The organism is Curtobacterium pusillum, from assembly GCF_007673235.1.
GTDB classification, from domain to species: Bacteria; Actinomycetota; Actinomycetes; order Actinomycetales; family Microbacteriaceae; genus Curtobacterium; species Curtobacterium pusillum_C.
The window spans coordinates 1-17,031 of record NZ_VDZH01000006.1; the positions used below are offsets into that span (position 1 = coordinate 1).

Sequence of the window (17,031 nt, forward strand, 5' to 3'; positions counted from 1 at the left end):
ACCACCGAGCACGAGCGCACCGGTGGTCGCGAGGGTGATCGAGGTCTTGAGGCTCTTGCGCATTGGTCTGTCCTTTGCTGTGTGGGGCGCTCCGGCCGGTGGCCGAGCCGTCCGCTCCTGTGCGGCGACTTGCTGTGAGTCAGCTACAGCCCGGCCGAGTACGACCGGAGAGCGCCCTGGGCGTTTGCCCTTGTGACAGTGATTCGGCACCCCCTCGGAAACGGTTTGGAAGATTTTCTGGGATTCGTCGGATGCCCCCTCCGTAGCGTGGGTGCATGGCTCCCACCCCCACCTCGAGCACCGACCGGATCCGCGCGATCGACGCCTGGTGGCGTGCCGCGAACTACCTCACGGTCGGACAGATCTACCTGCTCGACAACCCGCTGCTCGACCGTCCGATCACTCCGGAGGACGTGAAGCCCCGACTCCTCGGCCACTGGGGCACCTCGCCGGCACTCAACCTCGTCTACGCACACTGCAACGCGCTCATCGCCGAGACCGACCGACAGCTGCTGTACATCTGCGGGCCCGGACACGGCGGCCCCGCCATGAACGCGAACGCACTGCTCGACGGCACGTGGGGCGAGCTGTACCCGTCGATCACACCGGACCAGGCCGGGCTGCAGCAGTTCTTCAAGCAGTTCTCGTTCCCCGGGGGCATCCCGTCGCACGCGGCTCCGGAGACACCAGGGTCGATCAACGAGGGCGGCGAGCTCGGCTACTCCCTCGCGCACGCGTACGGCGCAGCGCTCGACAACCCGGACCTCGTCGTCGCGTGCGTCGTCGGCGACGGTGAAGCCGAGACCGGTCCGCTCGCCGGGTCCTGGCAGGCGCACACGTTCCTCGACCCGGTGTCGGACGGTGCCGTGCTGCCGATCCTCAACCTCAACGGGTGGAAGATCGCCAACCCGACCGTCCTCGCGCGGATCCCCCACGACGACCTGCACGCGTACTTCCGCGGGCTCGGGTACGAGCCGATCGTGGTCGACTCCTCCCGCGTCGACGACGACCCGTTCGCGGTGCACGCCCTGTTCGACGGAGCCCTCCGCCGAGCGCTCGCCACGATCGACGACATCCAGGCCGCGGCACGTGCCCAGGCCCAGCGCGCCGCCGCCGGGCAGCCGGCCGGGGCCGCCGAGCTCCGCCCCCGGTGGCCGATGATCGTGCTCCGCACCCCGAAGGGCTGGACCGGCCCGAAGGAGGTCGACGGTCAGCAGGTCGAGGGCACCTTCCGCGCCCACCAGGTGCCCCTTCCCGCCGTCCGCGAGGACGACGAGCACCGTCGGCAGCTCGAGGAGTGGATGCGTTCCTACCGCCCCGAGGAGCTCTTCGACGACGACGGACAGCCGATCGGCATCCTCACCTCGATCCGGCCGACCGGCGACCTCCGGATGAGCGCGACCCCGCACGCGAACGGCGGACGGCTCCGCACCGCGCTCGACCGGCCAGGCCTCGAGGAGTTCGGCGTCCCCGTCGGCACCCCGGCGAGCGCCACCGGGACCCTCGGACCCTGGCTCGCCGCGCTCATCGAGCGGAACGGCTCGACGTTCCGCCTGTTCGGGCCCGACGAGACGATCTCGAACAAGCTGGACGCCGTGTTCGACGTCACGTCGCGTGTCTGGCGGGCCCAGCGTGCCGTCGGTGACGAGCACCTCGGTGCACACGGCCGGGTCACCGAGGTGCTGTCCGAGCACCTGCTCGAGGGGATGCTCGAGGGCTACGTGCTGAGCGGACGCCACGGCGTCCTCAACACCTACGAGGCGTTCGCGCACATCATCGACTCGATGGTCGGGCAGTACGCGAAGTGGTTGGAGTCGTCGACCGACATCGACTGGCGCGCACCCGTCTCGAACCTGTCGATCCTGCTGTCGTCGCACGTCTGGCGACAGGACCACAACGGCTTCTCGCACCAGGACCCCGGTTTCCTCGACGTCGTCGCCTCGAAGCAGCAGGACCTCGTCCGGATCAAGCTGCCCGCCGACGCCAACACCCTGCTCGCGGTCGCCGCGCACGCGATGGAGACGACCGACCGCATCGAGGTCATCGTCGCGGGCAAGCACCCGGAGCCGGTCTTCCTGTCGCTGCCCGACGCGGTCGAGCACGTCGCCGCGGGGCTGGGCGTCTGGGGCTGGGCCGGAACGGAGGAGTCCGTCGGCCGCGTCGACGTCGTGCTCGCCTGCGCCGGGGACGTCCCCACCGTCGAGGCCGTCGCCGCAGCGGACATCATCCGCCAGCACGCCCCGTCCGTCGGCGTCCGCGTCGTGAACGTCGTCGACCTGCTGTCCATCGGTGACCCCCGGAAGCACGAGCACCCGATCAGCGACGACCGCTACGACGAGCTCTTCCTGCCGGGCACCCCGACCGTCTTCGCGTTCCACGGGTACCCGTCGCTCGTCCACCAGCTCACCTACCGGCGGCACGGGCACGACGACCTGCACGTGCACGGGTTCCTCGAGCAGGGCACCACGACGACGCCGTTCGACATGCTGATGCGCAACGAGATGGACCGGTTCGCACTCGCGCACGATGCGCTGACGCGCGTGGACGCTTCGGCGCACGAGGACCTGCTCGGTCGGTTGACGGAGGCGCGGGCCGCAGCACGGGCGTACGCGTACACGAAGGGCGAGGACCACCCGTCGGTCGGTGGGTGGGAGTTCTCGGGGTGGCCGGTGGGCGACTGACGTCGCCGGTCCTCCACAGCCTGGAGGCGCGGATCACCCTCCACAGGACCGGTCACGCGTTGCGCGTGGCCGGTCTTCCTGCGTCACGGTGGTCGGCATGGACGTCGGGTGGACGAGCGCGGTGGTGTCGCTCCTGAGCGCGTTGGTGGCGGTGGCGAGCGTCGTCGTCACGATGGTCGAGGGGCGGCGGGCGCGGCGGAATACAGAGTTCTTGGGACATCGCGACCACTGGTGGCAGCGTTGGTCGTGGGTGGTCGAGCGGGCGTTGTCGGACGACGAACGACGGCGTGATGCGGCCGCCCTGATGACGCACGCGCTCATGACCCGTGCGTGGGTCACGAGCGACGACGCGTGGGTGCACGACGCCCTCGATGAACGCGAGACACGCACTGCGCGAAAGCGTGGCGATGGAGAGGAACCGGCGGACGATGATCTCCGACGAACCTGACGACACCTTCAAGGCACGACTCGACCGGATGGAACGTCGAGCACCGATCTTGCTCGCAGATCCGCACTACGGTCCGCTCTACCGGGCCAAGGGCGGCCCGGAGCTGATCGAAGAGATGCGGATCGAGTGGCGGGAGCGCGAGGAACGCGCACGGGCGCGGAAGCTCCGGTGGGAGGCCTCGATCAGCGAGGGCTGAGCGGCGGCACCACCGCAGTGCCACGCTGGACCGGTGAGCGACCTCGTCATCCCCGCCCCGCCCCTCCCGACAGTCCCGACCTCGACCGGCGGGCGGTTCCCGGTGCGGCGGGTGTTCTGCGTCGGACGGAACTACGCGGCGCACGCGCGGGAGATGGGCCACGACCCGGACCGCGAGCCGCCGTTCTTCTTCACGAAGCCGGCCGACGCGGTCGTCGTCGACGGTGCGGACACCCCGTACCCGAGCGTGACGGAACGGCTCGAACACGAGGTCGAACTCGTCGTGGCGATCGGGACCGGTGGCGCGGACATCGCCGTCGCGGACGCAATCGGCCATGTGTGGGGCTACACCGTCGGCCTCGACCTGACCCGCCGCGACCTCCAGGCCGAGGCGAAGCGGCTCGGCCGGCCGTGGGACACCGCGAAGGGGTTCGACGCGTCGGCTCCGGTGGGGATCCTCGTGCTGGCGGCGGACGTCGAACCGACAGCGGGGTCGATCGACCTCCGGGTGAACGGCGACCTCCGACAGTCCGGCGACCTCGCCGACCAGATCTGGTCGGTGGCCGAGACCGTCGCCGAGCTCTCCCGCTTCGTGGCGCTCGCTCCGGGCGACCTCCTGATGACCGGCACTCCGGACGGGGTCGGGGTCCTGGAACGCGGTGACGTCCTGCAGGGTGCGATCGCCGGCGTCGGGTCGGTCCGCACCCGTATCGTCTGACCGCACCGCTCCCCACGACCGTTTCACGCATGTGTCCGGGCCCTGGGAACGCTCGCAGCACCGGCGAGTAGCAATGTGTCGACGCCACTGCGGGGTGCGCGGCGTCTCCACACACGGGACACGTCGTTCGTGACGGGGCGTCGAGCGTGTCCGGACAACGGAGGTGACGCCGTGCAGGAACACGACCTGCTCGCGACGTCCTGGACATGGGCGGGCACCGAGCCGATCGCGGAGCGCATCCGCGCCGTCGGTGCTGCCGGGTTCGCGGGACTCTCGCTCACGCTCGGGGACCTGCACGAGGTGCGGGCGACCACCGGGTTCGCCGAACTCCGCCGCGTGCTCGACGGAGCCGGCATCGTCTGGGTCCAGCTCGGACCGCTCGAACAGTGGTGGACCTGCTCCGGGCGCACTGCCGAGCAGGACGCCGATCGCGGGGTCGTGCTCGAGGCCGCCGCGACCCTGAGCGCCTGGCAGGTCGTCGTCCGTGCCGACACCACGCTCCCGGGCATCTCGCCCACCGCGATGGTCGACGACTGGAACGACCTCGCCGGTCAGGCCGCGAAGGTCGGTGCACAACTCGTCCTCGAACCGGAGCCGTGGTCGAACCTGCCGACGGTGGAACGGGCCTCGCGGTTCGTCGCTGCGGCCGGGCACCCGAACGGTGGACTCCTCGTCGACGCGATGCACGCGCTCCGGGGTGGCTCGACGCTCGCGTCCATCCGGCAGGGTGTCGCTCCGGCGACGCTCGCGGCGGTCGAGCTGAGCGACGGGTTGCTGCACACCCCGGCGGGCATGACGCTCGCCGAGGAGTCGCGCGAGGCACGCCATCTCCCGGGCGCGGGCGCGTGGGACATCCCCGGGTTCATCCGGACCGTGCGGGACCTCGGGTACGACGAGCCGTGGGGCGTCGAGGTCCGGACGGCGGCGCACCGTGCGATGCCGCTCGGGGACGCCCTCCGCACCGCCGCTGCGGCCACCCGCGCGGTGCTCGATGCCGCGGACGCCTACGGCACGCCGGCGGCACCGGCCATGCCGACCACGCCTGCTCCGACCTCCGCGGTCGACTTCGAGCCGCCGACGGCACGACCGCGGACCAGCCCGCGGCGCGATGCCGACACAGGGACGCCCGCGTAGCCTCGGCCGCATGACCGACCACGCAGCACACGACGACGACCTGCTCCGCCGTTCGCAGGAGTCCATCGACGAGGCGAAGGCCGCAGCAGCAGAGGTGAGCGAGCCCGAGGAGGACGAACTCATCGACGAGGGCGTGCCGGTCGCCGACGACGCCGAACCGACCGACGGCCCCGCGCCGGCCGCCTGACCGCGCTCTGTGTCGGCCGCCTGACCGCGCTCCGCGACGTCAGTCGATCTCGACGACGCGCACGGTGACGTCTGCCGGACGTCGGCCCAACGACTCAGCGGCCGCCGCGACGACGGCATCACGGACGGCACGGACGAGCGCGATCGTCGGTGCCCGGCGGTCCGAGGTGACGACCACGCGGATCCGTGCGCCGTCCGCACGGTCCTGCACGAGCACCGCCCCGCCGTCGCGCGGCAGGTCCAGCACCGAGCGGATGTCCCGCACGAGCGTGGCGAGCTTCGGCCCCGGTGGCACGACCGACCGCACCCCGGGCACGCCGAGCACGACCTCGGTCAGTCCACGCGAGACGCTCCGCACGTCGGCGCTCATCGTCGTCTCCCGTCGATCAGGTCCGCCACCCGGACGGTGAGCGAGCGCACCGTGAAGGGCGCGTGCGCGGAGAAGGCCGCGGCCACGAGATCCCGGAGCGCCTCGGCTCGAAGGTGCACCGGCCCGTCGGCGGTCACCGCGATCGACACCTCGACGTCGACCTGGCCGCCCGGCACCTCGACGTCGCCGGTGAAGCGGGTCCGCCGGACGGTCACACCAGGGACGTCGTCGCCGAGTGCCCGGACGAGTGCCCGCAGTGCGCCCTCGGTCACGACGAGCGTCGAAGCGGGGTCGTCGTCCGGCACCGGGATGTCCCGCCCAGCGTGCGCCGTGGTGCGGATGGACGTGAGCACGCTCGCGATCCAGCCGTCGTCCGCGCCGACGGCCTCGGCGTCGAGCAGGTCCCGCGACGCGGTCCGGAGCAGTTCGAGCCGGGCGAGGGCAGCCGCAGCCTCGGGGTCGTCCTCGATGTCCGGGCGGGCGGGAGTCCGGTGCGAGTCGAGGTAGTCGGACAGCTCTTCGAGGGTGAAGGCGCCGAAGCGTTCGTCGTCGGTCATCGCCACCCCTCCATCTGTTCCAGGACACGACGCCGTGTCCGGGCGAGCACCCCGCGAACCGTCGCCTGCGGCATCCCCGTCGCCTCGGCGATCTCGGCGTAGGACGCCCCACCGATCTCCCGCATCACCCAGACCGCGCGCGGGCCGTCCGGGAGAGCCTGCACGATACGCGCGAGTTCCTGGACCTGCAGCCGTGCGCTCACCACGTCGTCGACCGGACGGTCGTCGACGGACTCGGCCACTGCCTCCAGCTCGAGGTGGGGGTGACGACGCCGGAGGCGGTCGAGCGCCTTGTTCGCGGCGATCCGGAACAGCCAGTTCCGCACCCGGTCGGGGTCGTCGACCCGGTCGATGCGCTGCCACGCCTGCAGCGCTGCCTCCTGCACGGCGTCGTCGGCCTCGCCGTCGCCGTGCCCGAGGATCCGTGCGGCGTAGGCACGCATGTGCGGACCGTACCGGCGGATGAGCACACCGAACGCGACGGTGTCGCCGTCCGCGCTGCGTTCGACCAGGGAGGCGTCCGACAGGGACGCCAGGGCGTCAGCGTCGCTCAGGATCGACTCCTCGGTGCTGGTTCGGATCGGGCATTTCGGGATGGAACGTGACGAACGGTGCGTTGGTCACGTCATACATACGTGCCTACCAGGTGTGCTCCGCGCGCCCGGTACGAGAGCGCGTCGTGGCCGGCCATCCCTGAACGGTCGGTCACGGCGCTTCGACGGCGGCCCGTGCGTTCCCTGATCCGGCGCACGGGTCGCCTTCCCCCACGGTCGGGCGTTCCGCTACTCGTCGACCTCGTCGCCCAAGAAGTCCGCGTACGTGACCTCGGACTCCGACAGCGCGCCCGGATCGACCGGTGTCCTCGCCGACCGGTCCCCCGCGACCGTGACTCGTTCCTCCGCGGTGAACGGGGGCAGGTACTTGCTCGCGCTCATGCTCGCGCCCTTTCGTCCCGGTGAACGTAACAGCCCGCGACGGAATCCCAGGCGATCAGGGCGCAATCGTCCCCCGGTCGAGGGTCGAACGGGGGACGGAAGTTCGCCGCGGGCTGACCCCATGCGGACGCATGCTCAGGTCTCCCGGACGACGTCCGACGGGTCCTTGTCCACCCGCCATCCGCGCCAGGACGGCTGCCGCAGCCGACCGTCCGACGTCCACTCGGCGAACTCGACCTCGCCGACGCGCCTCGGTGTGACCCAGTGCGCGTCCCGTGCATCGGGTCGTGGGACGTCGACGAACGGCGAGGTCTTCCGTTCCAGGGCGTCGAGGACGGTGCCGATCTCATCGAGGTCCCGGTCGCGGAACCCCGTGCCGACCTTCCCGATGTACTCGAGCCCGCCGGGCCCCGGCACCCCCAGCAGCAGGGAACCGACGCCACCGGCCCGCCGGCCGCTGCCGGGCTTCCACCCGCCGACGACCACCTCCTGCGTGGCGTGGTGCTTCAGCTTGAGCCACGCTTCCGAGCGTCGCCCCTCGGCGTACTTCGAGGACCGCTTCTTCGCCACGACCCCCTCGAGCCCCTGCTCGGCGGAGTCGGACATCGCGCGTGCCAGGTCCCCCTGGTACGCCGGCGGGACGTCGATCGCACCGCCGGGTTCGACGACGGTCTCCAGGGCCTGCCGCCGAGCGTCGTACCCGAGCCGTGTCAGCTCGTGCCCGTCAGCCTCGAGCACGTCGAAGAGCAACAGACGGACGGGTGTGGTCTCGCGGGCGGCGTCGACCTCCCGCTTCCGGGTCAGCCCCATGCGGTTCTGGAGCAGCTGGAACGAGGGGCGTCCCCGATCGTCGAGCGCCACGATCTCACCGTCGAACACACCGTCCACGCCGGCTCGGTCGCCGAGTTCCTGCAGCTCGGGGTACTGCACCGTCAGGTCGTTGTCGTTGCGGCTGCGGAGCGTGACCGCGCCGTCACGGACGGTCGCGAGGGCGCGGATCCCGTCCCACTTCATCTCGAACGCCCAGTCCGCCGGGTCGAGGGTCGGTTCGCCCTTCGCGAGCGAGGCCTGCATGGTCCGGCGGTCCGCCGGCGCGGTCTCCGAGTCGGCGGCCCGGTCGATGCGCCCCTGCCCGTCGTGCGCGGTGCCGGACCGGGAGGCGCGGCTCGGCTCCGCCGGTCGGCCACCGTCCGCCAGGCGGTCCGGTTGGTCCTTCGTGCGGTGGATGAGCCAGTTCTTCTCGTCGCCGTCACGACCGCGACCACGCCCTCGGGTGTGCAGCAGCGCCAGACGGCGAGCGCCGCCGGTCCGACCGTGCAGGGTGACGATGACCTCCTCGCCCTCGCGCCACTTCTCGAGTTCGTACGTGCCGTCGTCCCAGATCGTGACGGTTCCGCCGCCGTACTCGTCCTTCGGGATCGTGCCCTCGAAGGCGCCGTACTCGAGCGGGTGGTCCTCGGTCTGCACGGCGAGGTGGTTCTTGCCCGGGTCCGTCGGTTCACCCTTCGGCAGCGCCCAGCTGACCAGGACGCCGTCGTGCTCCAGGCGGAAGTCGTAGTGGTCCCGGGTGGCGTGGTGCTCCTGGATCACGAATGTCGGGGTGCCGTCCTTCCGCACCGTCGGCGCGTCCTCGGGGACGGGCTCCGGCGTCTTCGACGCGTCGCGCTTCGCGCGGTAGGCGGCAAGCCGGTCGCGACCCGGCTGCTCGGCCTCGTTCGCCTGTCGGGTCCGGTCGCCGTCCCAGTGACCGTGGTCGTCCCGCCCGACCGCCAACGAGGCGGAGGCGACCGGGTGCAGGAAGTCCCCCCGTGCCTCCAGGCGTTCCAGGACCTCGTCCAGCGTGAGCTGGGCCAACCCGCGTTCCTCGAGTTCCTTCCAGGTGCGCGGCGCGGCGACCGTCGGCCGGTCACGGCCGCGCAGCGAGTACGGCGCGATGGTCGTCTTGTTGCCGTTGTTCTGCGACCAGTCGACGAAGACCTTGCCGGTGCGTTCGGCGCGGCTCATCGACGACAGCACGAGGTCCGGCATGTCCTGCTCCAGCGCCTTGGCGAGCTCGTGCGCCACCTCGGAGACGTGCGCGGTCGTCGCGCGGCCGTCCAGCGCGGCGTAGAGGTGGATGCCCTTCGACCCGGAGGTCACCGGGTACGGGTCGAGCCCCATGCCGTGCAGGAGCTCCCGCGCCGCGACGGCCACCTCGACGCACTCGGGCAGGCCGACGCCGTCCCCGGGGTCGAGGTCGAGCACGAGCCGGTCCGGGTTCTGCTGGCCGCCACGGGGGCCGAACCGCCACTGCGGCACGTGCAGCTCGAGCGCGGCCTGCTGCGCCATCCACACGAGCGTCGGCAGGTCGTCGACGATCGGGTACTCGTTGTCGTGCTCGGAGTGGTGGATCGTGTGGTGCCGGACCCAGTCGGGGGCGGAGTCCGGCAGGTTCTTCTCGAAGAACACCTTGCCGTCCACGCCGTTCGCCCACCGCTTCCGGGTCACCGGACGGTCCTTCACGTGCGGGATCATCCACGGCGCCACCCCCTCGTAGTACTCGATCACGCGTCCCTTGGTCGTGCCGGTCTCGGGGTAGAGCACCTTGTCGGTGTTCGTCAGCGCCAGGCGGCGGTCCCCCACCAGGACCACGGTCTTTCGTGCCGTCGGACTCACAGCGCCACCCCGGTCGCACCGGCCACGGTGAGGGTCGTGCCGGACGTGTACGACGACTCCGGACCGGCCAGGTAGACGTACGCGCTGCCGAGCTCGACGGGCTGCGCGGGCCGACCGAACGGGGTGTCCTGGCCGTACGCCGCGATCTCGTCGCCCGGGTAGCTGATCGGTTGGAGCGGCGTCCACACCGGCCCCGGCACCACGGTGTTCGCCCGGATGCCCTTCGCCGCGAGCTGCCGGGCCAGCCCGTTCGTGTACGTGATGATGGCTGCCTTCGTCGCCGCGTAGTCGATCATGCGGTCCTGCGGCTGGTACGCCGACACCGAACTCGTCGTCACGATCGCGCTGCCGGGGGCCATGTGCGGGACGGCCGCCCGGACCAGCCAGAACAGCGAGTACAGGTTGACCTTCATCGTCCGGTCGAAGTCCGCGGTCGACTGCTCGGTGACGTCCTCGTGCACCTGCTGGTGGCCGGCGACGAGGACCAGCGCGTCGAGTCCGCCGAGCTCACTCACCGCGTCGCGGACGAGCGTGTCGCAGAACCCCTCGTCGGTGAGGTCCCCGGGGAGCAGCACGGCCTTCCGCCCGAGGTCGCCCACGACGTCCCGGACGGCCTCGAGGTCGTCGCGTTCCTCGGGCAGGGCGTTCAGCGCGACGTCGGCCCCTTCCTTCGCCATCGCGATCGCCGCCGCACGCCCGATCCCCGAGTCGGCCCCGGTGACGAGCACGCGGTAGCCGGGCATGCGCCCCGTGCCGAGGTACGACGTCTCCCCGTGGTCGGGCTCGGGGTCCATCGCACTCGCCAGCCCGGACCCCTGCTGCGTCTGTGCTGGGAAGGGTGGGCGCGGGAACTGCGAGCGAGGGTCCTGCTTGTCGAGCTGGCTCATGCGCCCATCGTGCTCGCGCGCCGCCCGCCCCGGTTCAGTCAAGCGGGAACTGTGGAGAACCCGTCGGCTGCGGGCGCTCCTGTGCAGACACGGGCATCATGTGCCCATGAGGTCGATCTGGAAGGGCTCCATCGCGTTCGGGCTCGTCAACGTGCCCATCAAGGTCTACGCGGCCACCGAGACCCACGACGTCTCGCTCCACCAGGTCCACGACGAGGACAAGGGCCGCATCCGGTACAAGCGCGTGTGCGAATTCGGCCACGAGGTCGAGTACGCCGACATCCAGCGCGCCTACGACGACGGCGACAAGACGGTGGTGCTGACGGCGGACGACTTCAAGAAGCTCCCCGAGGAGCAGTCCCACGAGATCGAGGTCCTCGAGTTCGTGCCGGTCGAGCAGGTCGATCCGATGATGTTCGAGAAGTCGTACTACCTCGAGCCCGATTCGCGCTCCCCGAAGGCGTACGTGCTGCTGCGCGAGACCCTGTCGAAGACCGACCGGCTGGCGATCGTGCAGTTCACCCTGCGCCAGAAGACCCGGCTCGGCGTCCTCCGGGTGAACGACGAGGTCATCCTCCTGCAGGGCCTGCTCTGGGGTGACGAGGTGCGCGCTGCGGACTTCAAGGCCCTCGACACGTCCGTCAAGGTCAGCCCGACCGAGCTGAAGATGTCGTCCTCGCTCGTCGACAGCATGTCGACGGACTTCGACCCCGACCGCTACACCGACTCGTACCAGGCCGAGCTGCAGCAGCTCATCGACGCGAAGCTCGAGGCCGGCGACGACATCGACACCGAGAAGACCTTTGGTGAACAGACGGACGAGGACGACGAGGGCGAGGGCGGTGACGTCATCGACCTGATGGCCGCCCTGCGGGCGTCCGTGGACAAGAAGCGGTCTGGAGGCACGGGGTCGCGTTCCCGGAGCGGGTCCGGTTCCGCGAAGCAGGAGTCCACTGCGGACGAGTCACCGAAGAAGGCACCCGCCAAGAAGGCGCCCGCGAAGAAGACGCCGGCCAAGAAGACCCCGGCGAAGAAGCCCGCCGCGAAGAAGCAGGCCAGCTAGCCGGACCCGCGACACGAGGTTGAAACACGCGTCCGCCAGACTTGACGCATGACTCCAGAAGAGCCTGGGGCCTTGTCGTCGCCACCCGCGACCGATGGCCCGCCCGTCACCGTCTCCATCACCCGCCTGGTCGAACCCGAACGGATCCCCGACGTCACCCGCTGGGTGCAGTCCGGCGTGAACCTCGCGAACCGCTACCCCGGCTTCCTCGGCTCCGGGTGGGTGCGATCGCACGCGACGAGCCGCGAGTGGCACATGCTGTACCGGTTCGCCGACCACGACTCCCTCGCCACGTGGGAGAACTCCGACGACCGGCTGCGGTGGCTCGACCTCGGCCGTGACCTCGTGGTGGAGTCCCGCGTCGAAAAGCGCACCGGGATCGAGGGCTGGTTCGACGCCCCGGCCGGTGCGCCGGCGTCGAGCGCTCCCCCGCGGTGGAAGCAGGCGGTGAGCATCTGGCTGGGGTTCTTCCCGGTCAACCTGGTCTTCACGTACCTGGTCGGCTGGCTGGTCCCCGCGTTCGGCCACCTGCCCGTGCTGCCCCGGGTGCTCGTGACGACGCTCGTGCTCACCCCCGTCATGACGTTCTGGGTGCTCCCCTTCGTCACCCGGATGATCCGCCCGTGGTTGCTCGCACCCCCGCGCGCCGAGCGGGCGGTGCAGCGCGCCTAGACCCGGTCGTGCCCGAGCGCGCTCCAGCCGACCCGGAGCACGTACGGCCGTGCCTCGGTGGCCGACGCCTCGGTCTCGTAGGTCAGCGCGAGCATGGCGATCGCGCCGAAGGCGCCGGAGACCCGGGCCCGACGCTCGAGCGACGTGGCGTCGGCGTGCTCCATGTCGATGCCGAACGCGGCGAGGAGCGCCCGGGCGACGGGTTCGAGCCGGACGCCGACGTCGTCGCCCCGACGGAGCGTGAACGCGGCGAGGGCGAGTTCCGCCCAGCCGGGTCGGGTGAGTGCGAGGTCCGTGATGCCGGCCAGGGCGGCGGCGTCACGGTCGGGTCCGGCGGGGACCTCCGTCACGGCCGCCAGCATCACCTCGGTCTGCGCGGTGCACTGCGCCAGTGCCGCGTCGACGAGCGATTCCTTGTTCGTGAACCGCGCGAGGATGCCGGCCTTCGAGTACCCGGCCTGGTCCGCGACGGCCTGCACCGCGGTGTCCTTGATCCCACGCCGGGCGATGAGCCCGGCGGTGATGTCGAGGACGTCGCGGTCGATCTCCTCGCTGGACGGCCTGCCCCGGCGCGGGGTCATCCGCGACCCCGCAGCGACGACACCGCCAGGGTCACGCCCGTCATGAGCTCCCACGCCACGATCGTGTACACGGAAGCACGCTCCCACACTCCGTCGGGGAACACGTTGACGACGCTCGACGACGAGTCCACCAGGAGCATCACGAGCGACACGATGCCGACGATGCCGAGCACGAGGCTCACGACCCGGTAGGCCCGGGGAGCCCGCAGCGCGGAGGACCCGGCGCCTGCCACGATCGCCAGGACGTTGCCGCTCAGGATCGCCACCGCCGCCCCGCTCACGTGCAGCACGATCGCGCCGCTCTCGACGCTCGCCTCGCTGCCGTGGAACAGCCCGACGAGCATGATGCCGACGAAGTGCAGCGCGGCGAGGACCCCGACCGCCGCCCGGACCCGGCGGGACGCCGACCGGACGAGGAACGCGACGAGCACCCCGGCCAGGCCGAACAGGATCCCGTGCCCGATGAACGTCGTGTTCATGACGGCGTGCAGCGGGGAGTCGATCGCCCGGCCCTGGAAGGACCCGACCTCAGGCACCCCGAGGTCCGAGATGTAGTTCGTCGCGTAGCTGTAGCGCGGGTACGCGGCGGCGGTGACCGCCTCACCCGTCAACCAGCCGACGCCGCCGAGGATCCAGAGGAGCGCCGAGAGGCCCGTACCGCGGGTGTCCGTTTTGGTCATACTCTGACCATAATGGTCAATCCTGGGGCTCAGCCCAGGACGCTCAGCTGGTCGAGCCGCTCCAGGATCACGCCCTCGCGCAGCGCCCACGGGCAGATCTCCAGCGCAGGCAGGTCGAAGATGTCCAGGCACGCCTCGGCGACGAGCGCTCCCGGCACCACCTGGTGCGCCCGGCTGGGCGAGACCCCAGGGAGCTCAGCCAGCTCGGCCACGGACATCGTGAGCAGCGACGGCAGCTTCGCCCGGAGCACGTCGCCGTCGAGGGCGCGCGGCACGAGCGGCCCGGCACCCGACGGCGCGGCGCCGCAGATCCGGGCGATCGACCGGAAGGTCTTCGACGTCGCGACGGCACGGTCCGGCCGCCCGGCGCGCAGGAGGAGCCCGGCATCGCGGGCGATCTCGACCCGGATCTCGTGGCGGATCCGGCGGACGTCGTCCTCGGTGGGGGTCCCGGCGGCGAAGTACGAGCGGGCGAGCCGAGCGGCACCGATCGGCATCGACCACGCCACGTCGGGGGCCTCGTCGCCACCGCCGGCGATCTCGAGCGATCCGCCACCGATGTCGAACACCGCAAGTCGACCGGCCGACCAGCCGAACCACCGCCGGACGGCGAGGAACGTCAGGCGCGCTTCGTCCCCGCCGGAGAGCACGGCGAGCTCGACGCCGGTGGTCGACTCGACGTGGGCCAGGACGGCCTCGGAGTTCACCGCGTCGCGCACCGCGGAGGTCGCGAACGCGAGCATGTCCTCGCACCCGCGTTCCTCGGCGACGCGGACGGCATCGGCGACGAACGCGGTCAGTGCCTCGACGCCCGCTTCCGTCACCGCACCGGCGTCGTCGAGGTGCTCGGCGAGCCGCAGCGGCTGCTTGAACGACGACGCCGGCAGCGGCGCCGCGCCGCCGTGGGCGTCGACCACCAGGAGGTGGCCGGTGTTGGACCCGATGTCGAGGACTCCCACGCGCATGCATGCAGAATACCGGCGTGCGAGGGCCTGGAGGCACGTATCACCGGGCCAGGAACGACTCCAGTTCCGCGGTGGTCGGGTACGACGCCTGTGCGCCCGCCTTCGTCGCGGCGTACGCCCCGACACCGACGGCGAACCGAGCCGCGTCGACGAGGGCGTCCCCCGCCGCGAGCCGCAGCGCGACCGCACCCATGAACGCATCGCCGCAGCCCGTCGTGTCGACCGGCTCGACCCGCACGGCGTCGATCGACACCGGATCGTCGTCGCCGTCGTGCACGGTGCAGCCCGCGCCACCCCGGGTCACGATCGACCGCTGGACACCGTGGTCCCCGAGCTCGGCTGCCTCGTGCTCGTTCACCAGCAGCACGTCGGTCAGTTCGAGGAGCTCGGCCGGCACGGCACCGAACGGGGACAGGTTCGTCAGCACCGTGACGCCCGCGGCACGAGCGGCCCGGGCGGCGGCGAGGACGACGTCGATCGAGACCTCGAGGCAGAGGCCGAGCACACCGGCGCCCTCGAAGGCATCCGACGGCACGTCCGAAGGCGTCAGCGTGCCGTTCGCGCCGGCGGAGATCACGATGGTGTTCTCCCCCGCGCCGTCGACCGTGATGACGGCGGTGCCGGTGGCCACGCCCTCCCGGACGGCGACGTGCGTCGTGTCGACACCCGCCGCCGCGACGGAGTCGCGGAGCAGTGCACCGTTACCGTCGTCGCCGACCGCACCGATCATGCGCACCGCGCCCCCGAGCCTCCCGGCAGCCACTGCCTGGTTGGCGGACTTGCCCCCCGGCAGGATGGCGAGGTCGGACCCCTGGAGGGTCTCACCGGGCTTCGGGAAGCGCTCCGTGCGGACCACGAGGTCCGCGTTGAGGCTCCCCACGACGACGATGCCGGTCATGCGGCGACTCCTGTCTCGGCCGAGGCCGGGCGCGGGATGAGGAAGGACGTGGCGAGTGCCGCGCAGGTGATGACGGCACCGAGCAGCATGCCACCGGAGTACCCGGCGGTGCCCGCGGACCCGCCGGTCCCGAGCGCGATCTGCAGCGCCGGCAGGACGGCGAAGCTGATGCCGGCACCGAGGTTGAACGCACCCGCGTTGAGACCGGGCAGGAAGCCCGGGTTCGAGTCCGGCGACAGCACGATGCCGAGGCCGTTCAGGATGATGTTCGCGATGCCGGCGTAGGTGATGCCGATCAGGACCGTCGCCGCGATGAGCACCGGCAGCGAGTGCACGCCGACCAGTGCCATGACCACGGTCGCGACGATGCTGCCGACCAGACCGACGCGCAGCACGGCGCGGTAGCCGAGGGTCGGCGCGAGCCGGCCGGCGAACGGGCCGACGACCCAGCCGACCAGCGCGTACGGGGTGAGGAACGCGAGCGAGGCGAGGTCGGCTTCCATGCCGAAGCCCGCGTCCTGGTTCTGCGCGAGGCTCGTGACGAGGCCGTTCACGACGGCGAACACACCCGTCATGGTGAGCAGGGTCGTGACGAGGAGCGCCCAGGTCGCACGGCGCTTGAGGAACCGCGTCTCGACGAGCGGCTCGCGCACCCGCGACTCGACCGCCCAGAAGACGCCGAAGGCCACGAGTGCCAGAACGATCCCGCCGACCACGAGCCCCCAGTTCGCCGCGGCGAGCTTGCCCGCCTCGTTGAACGCGGTGAGCAGTGCACCGACGCTGATGACGAGCGGGAGCACGCCCCACCAGTCCATCCGGGTGCCGGCGGACGGCTTCGACTCGACGCCCCACGCCGCGACCATGACCGCCGCGATGACCGTGACGATCGCGATGACCCAGAAGATCCCGCGGAACCCGAAGTGCGTCGCGATCCAGCCGCCCGCCAGGGCGTCGACGCCGGCGATGCCGCCGTTCACCGCGGTGAGGAGACCGAGCGCGGCGCCGTATCGCTTCGGGTCGGCGATCTCGTTGCGGAGGATGAGCAGCCCGATCGGCACGACCGGACCGGTCACGCCCTGGATCATGCGACCGACGAACAGCATCGGCACGTTGACCGCGAGGGCGGCGACCACGCTGCCGACGAGCATCACCGCGAGCATGCCGAGCAGGACGCGCTTGCGACCGACGATGTCGGACAGGCGCGGCAGGAACAGCGAGAACAGCGCGGCCAGGGTGAAGAACAGCGTCTGCGACAGGCCGATCGTGGCGTCGTCGGCGTGCAGCTCGCGCGCCATCGTGACCAGGGCGGGGCTGAGCATGCTCGCGTTGAGCTGGAACGCGATGCAGGCAGCGAGGAGCGCGGCGGTGAGGGCGCCGATCGACTTCTTCGTCGATGTGGTGGTCAT

The 17,031-nt window shown here is 71.3% G+C and carries 19 protein-coding genes; 8 read left to right on the forward strand and 11 right to left on the reverse strand.

The window, feature by feature from the left end; genetic code table 11:
- Positions 1-275 precede the first annotated feature (275 nt).
- The 6 genes from FS532_RS15845 (at position 276) to FS532_RS18765 (ending at position 5,363) form a co-directional block, all read left to right on the forward strand.
- Positions 276-2,681, forward strand: a complete 2,406-nt coding sequence (locus FS532_RS15845) for a phosphoketolase family protein (protein WP_144756518.1) — start codon at positions 276-278, stop codon at positions 2,679-2,681.
- A 97-nt stretch (positions 2,682-2,778) separates the two neighbouring features.
- Positions 2,779-3,129, forward strand: coding sequence for a hypothetical protein (locus tag FS532_RS15850; RefSeq protein WP_144756520.1), 351 nt, complete (start codon positions 2,779-2,781; stop codon positions 3,127-3,129).
- Positions 3,110-3,325 carry a hypothetical protein gene (locus FS532_RS15855; RefSeq protein WP_144756521.1) on the forward strand — a complete coding sequence of 72 codons (216 nt, stop codon included), beginning with the start codon at positions 3,110-3,112 and terminating at the stop codon, positions 3,323-3,325. The genes FS532_RS15850 and FS532_RS15855 overlap by 20 nt, the downstream gene beginning before the upstream one ends.
- A gap of 33 nt (positions 3,326-3,358) precedes the next feature.
- On the forward strand, positions 3,359-4,042 hold the full coding sequence (locus tag FS532_RS15860) for a fumarylacetoacetate hydrolase family protein (protein WP_144756523.1): 684 nt from the start codon (positions 3,359-3,361) through the stop codon (positions 4,040-4,042).
- A gap of 171 nt (positions 4,043-4,213) precedes the next feature.
- Entirely contained in the window at positions 4,214-5,176 is a 963-nt protein-coding gene (locus FS532_RS15865) for a sugar phosphate isomerase/epimerase family protein (protein WP_186322093.1), read from the forward strand.
- A 10-nt stretch (positions 5,177-5,186) separates the two neighbouring features.
- Positions 5,187-5,363 (forward strand): hypothetical protein, encoded by a 177-nt coding sequence (locus FS532_RS18765; protein ID WP_186322094.1) that lies wholly within the window; start codon positions 5,187-5,189, stop codon positions 5,361-5,363.
- Between the two features lie 39 nt (positions 5,364-5,402).
- On the opposite strand, the gene FS532_RS15870 is transcribed toward FS532_RS18765, so the two are convergent.
- The 6 genes from FS532_RS15870 to FS532_RS15890 all read right to left on the reverse strand — a co-directional run bounded on the left by FS532_RS15870 (position 5,403) and on the right by FS532_RS15890 (position 10,766).
- The gene (locus FS532_RS15870; protein ID WP_144756527.1) at positions 5,403-5,732 is read right to left on the reverse strand and encodes a hypothetical protein; all 330 of its coding nucleotides are present in this window, start codon (positions 5,730-5,732) and stop codon (positions 5,403-5,405) included.
- Positions 5,729-6,289 (reverse strand): hypothetical protein, encoded by a 561-nt coding sequence (locus tag FS532_RS15875; RefSeq protein WP_144756529.1) that lies wholly within the window; start codon positions 6,287-6,289, stop codon positions 5,729-5,731. Before FS532_RS15875 ends, FS532_RS15870 begins: the two co-directional genes overlap by 4 nt.
- Positions 6,286-6,885 carry an RNA polymerase sigma factor gene (locus FS532_RS15880; RefSeq protein ID WP_440130725.1) on the reverse strand — a complete coding sequence of 200 codons (600 nt, stop codon included), beginning with the start codon at positions 6,883-6,885 and terminating at the stop codon, positions 6,286-6,288. The genes FS532_RS15875 and FS532_RS15880 overlap by 4 nt, the downstream gene beginning before the upstream one ends.
- Before the next feature lie 186 nt (positions 6,886-7,071).
- Entirely contained in the window at positions 7,072-7,224 is a 153-nt protein-coding gene (locus FS532_RS18770) for a hypothetical protein (protein ID WP_158521878.1), read from the reverse strand.
- A 135-nt stretch (positions 7,225-7,359) separates the two neighbouring features.
- On the reverse strand, positions 7,360-9,879 hold the full coding sequence (locus tag FS532_RS15885) for an ATP-dependent DNA ligase (RefSeq protein WP_144756533.1): 2,520 nt from the start codon (positions 9,877-9,879) through the stop codon (positions 7,360-7,362).
- On the reverse strand, positions 9,876-10,766 hold the full coding sequence (locus tag FS532_RS15890) for an SDR family oxidoreductase (RefSeq protein ID WP_144756535.1): 891 nt from the start codon (positions 10,764-10,766) through the stop codon (positions 9,876-9,878). The genes FS532_RS15885 and FS532_RS15890 overlap by 4 nt, the downstream gene beginning before the upstream one ends.
- Before the next feature lie 106 nt (positions 10,767-10,872).
- Here FS532_RS15890 and ku point away from each other — a divergent pair, with 106 nt between their 5' ends.
- Entirely contained in the window at positions 10,873-11,829 is a 957-nt protein-coding gene (ku, locus tag FS532_RS15895) for a non-homologous end joining protein Ku (protein ID WP_144756537.1), read from the forward strand.
- A 48-nt stretch (positions 11,830-11,877) separates the two neighbouring features.
- Positions 11,878-12,501: an antibiotic biosynthesis monooxygenase gene (locus tag FS532_RS15900; RefSeq protein ID WP_144756539.1), complete on the forward strand. Its 624-nt coding sequence runs from the start codon at positions 11,878-11,880 to the stop codon at positions 12,499-12,501.
- On the opposite strand, the gene FS532_RS15905 is transcribed toward FS532_RS15900, so the two are convergent.
- Genes FS532_RS15905 through uriT form a run of 5 tightly spaced genes read right to left on the reverse strand, consistent with a single transcriptional unit; the run spans position 12,498 to position 17,031 of the window.
- Positions 12,498-13,082 carry a TetR/AcrR family transcriptional regulator gene (locus FS532_RS15905; protein WP_144756541.1) on the reverse strand — a complete coding sequence of 195 codons (585 nt, stop codon included), beginning with the start codon at positions 13,080-13,082 and terminating at the stop codon, positions 12,498-12,500. The two genes, FS532_RS15900 and FS532_RS15905, sit on opposite strands and share 4 nt — an antisense overlap.
- On the reverse strand, positions 13,079-13,762 hold the full coding sequence (locus tag FS532_RS15910; protein WP_144756543.1) for a DUF998 domain-containing protein: 684 nt from the start codon (positions 13,760-13,762) through the stop codon (positions 13,079-13,081). Before FS532_RS15910 ends, FS532_RS15905 begins: the two co-directional genes overlap by 4 nt.
- A gap of 29 nt (positions 13,763-13,791) precedes the next feature.
- The gene (locus FS532_RS15915) at positions 13,792-14,727 is read right to left on the reverse strand and encodes a Ppx/GppA phosphatase family protein (RefSeq protein ID WP_144756545.1); all 936 of its coding nucleotides are present in this window, start codon (positions 14,725-14,727) and stop codon (positions 13,792-13,794) included.
- A 40-nt stretch (positions 14,728-14,767) separates the two neighbouring features.
- Positions 14,768-15,625 carry a ribokinase gene (locus tag FS532_RS15920; RefSeq protein WP_144756546.1) on the reverse strand — a complete coding sequence of 286 codons (858 nt, stop codon included), beginning with the start codon at positions 15,623-15,625 and terminating at the stop codon, positions 14,768-14,770.
- On the reverse strand, positions 15,622-17,031 hold the full coding sequence (gene uriT / locus FS532_RS15925) for a uridine transporter UriT (protein WP_144756548.1): 1,410 nt from the start codon (positions 17,029-17,031) through the stop codon (positions 15,622-15,624). Before uriT ends, FS532_RS15920 begins: the two co-directional genes overlap by 4 nt.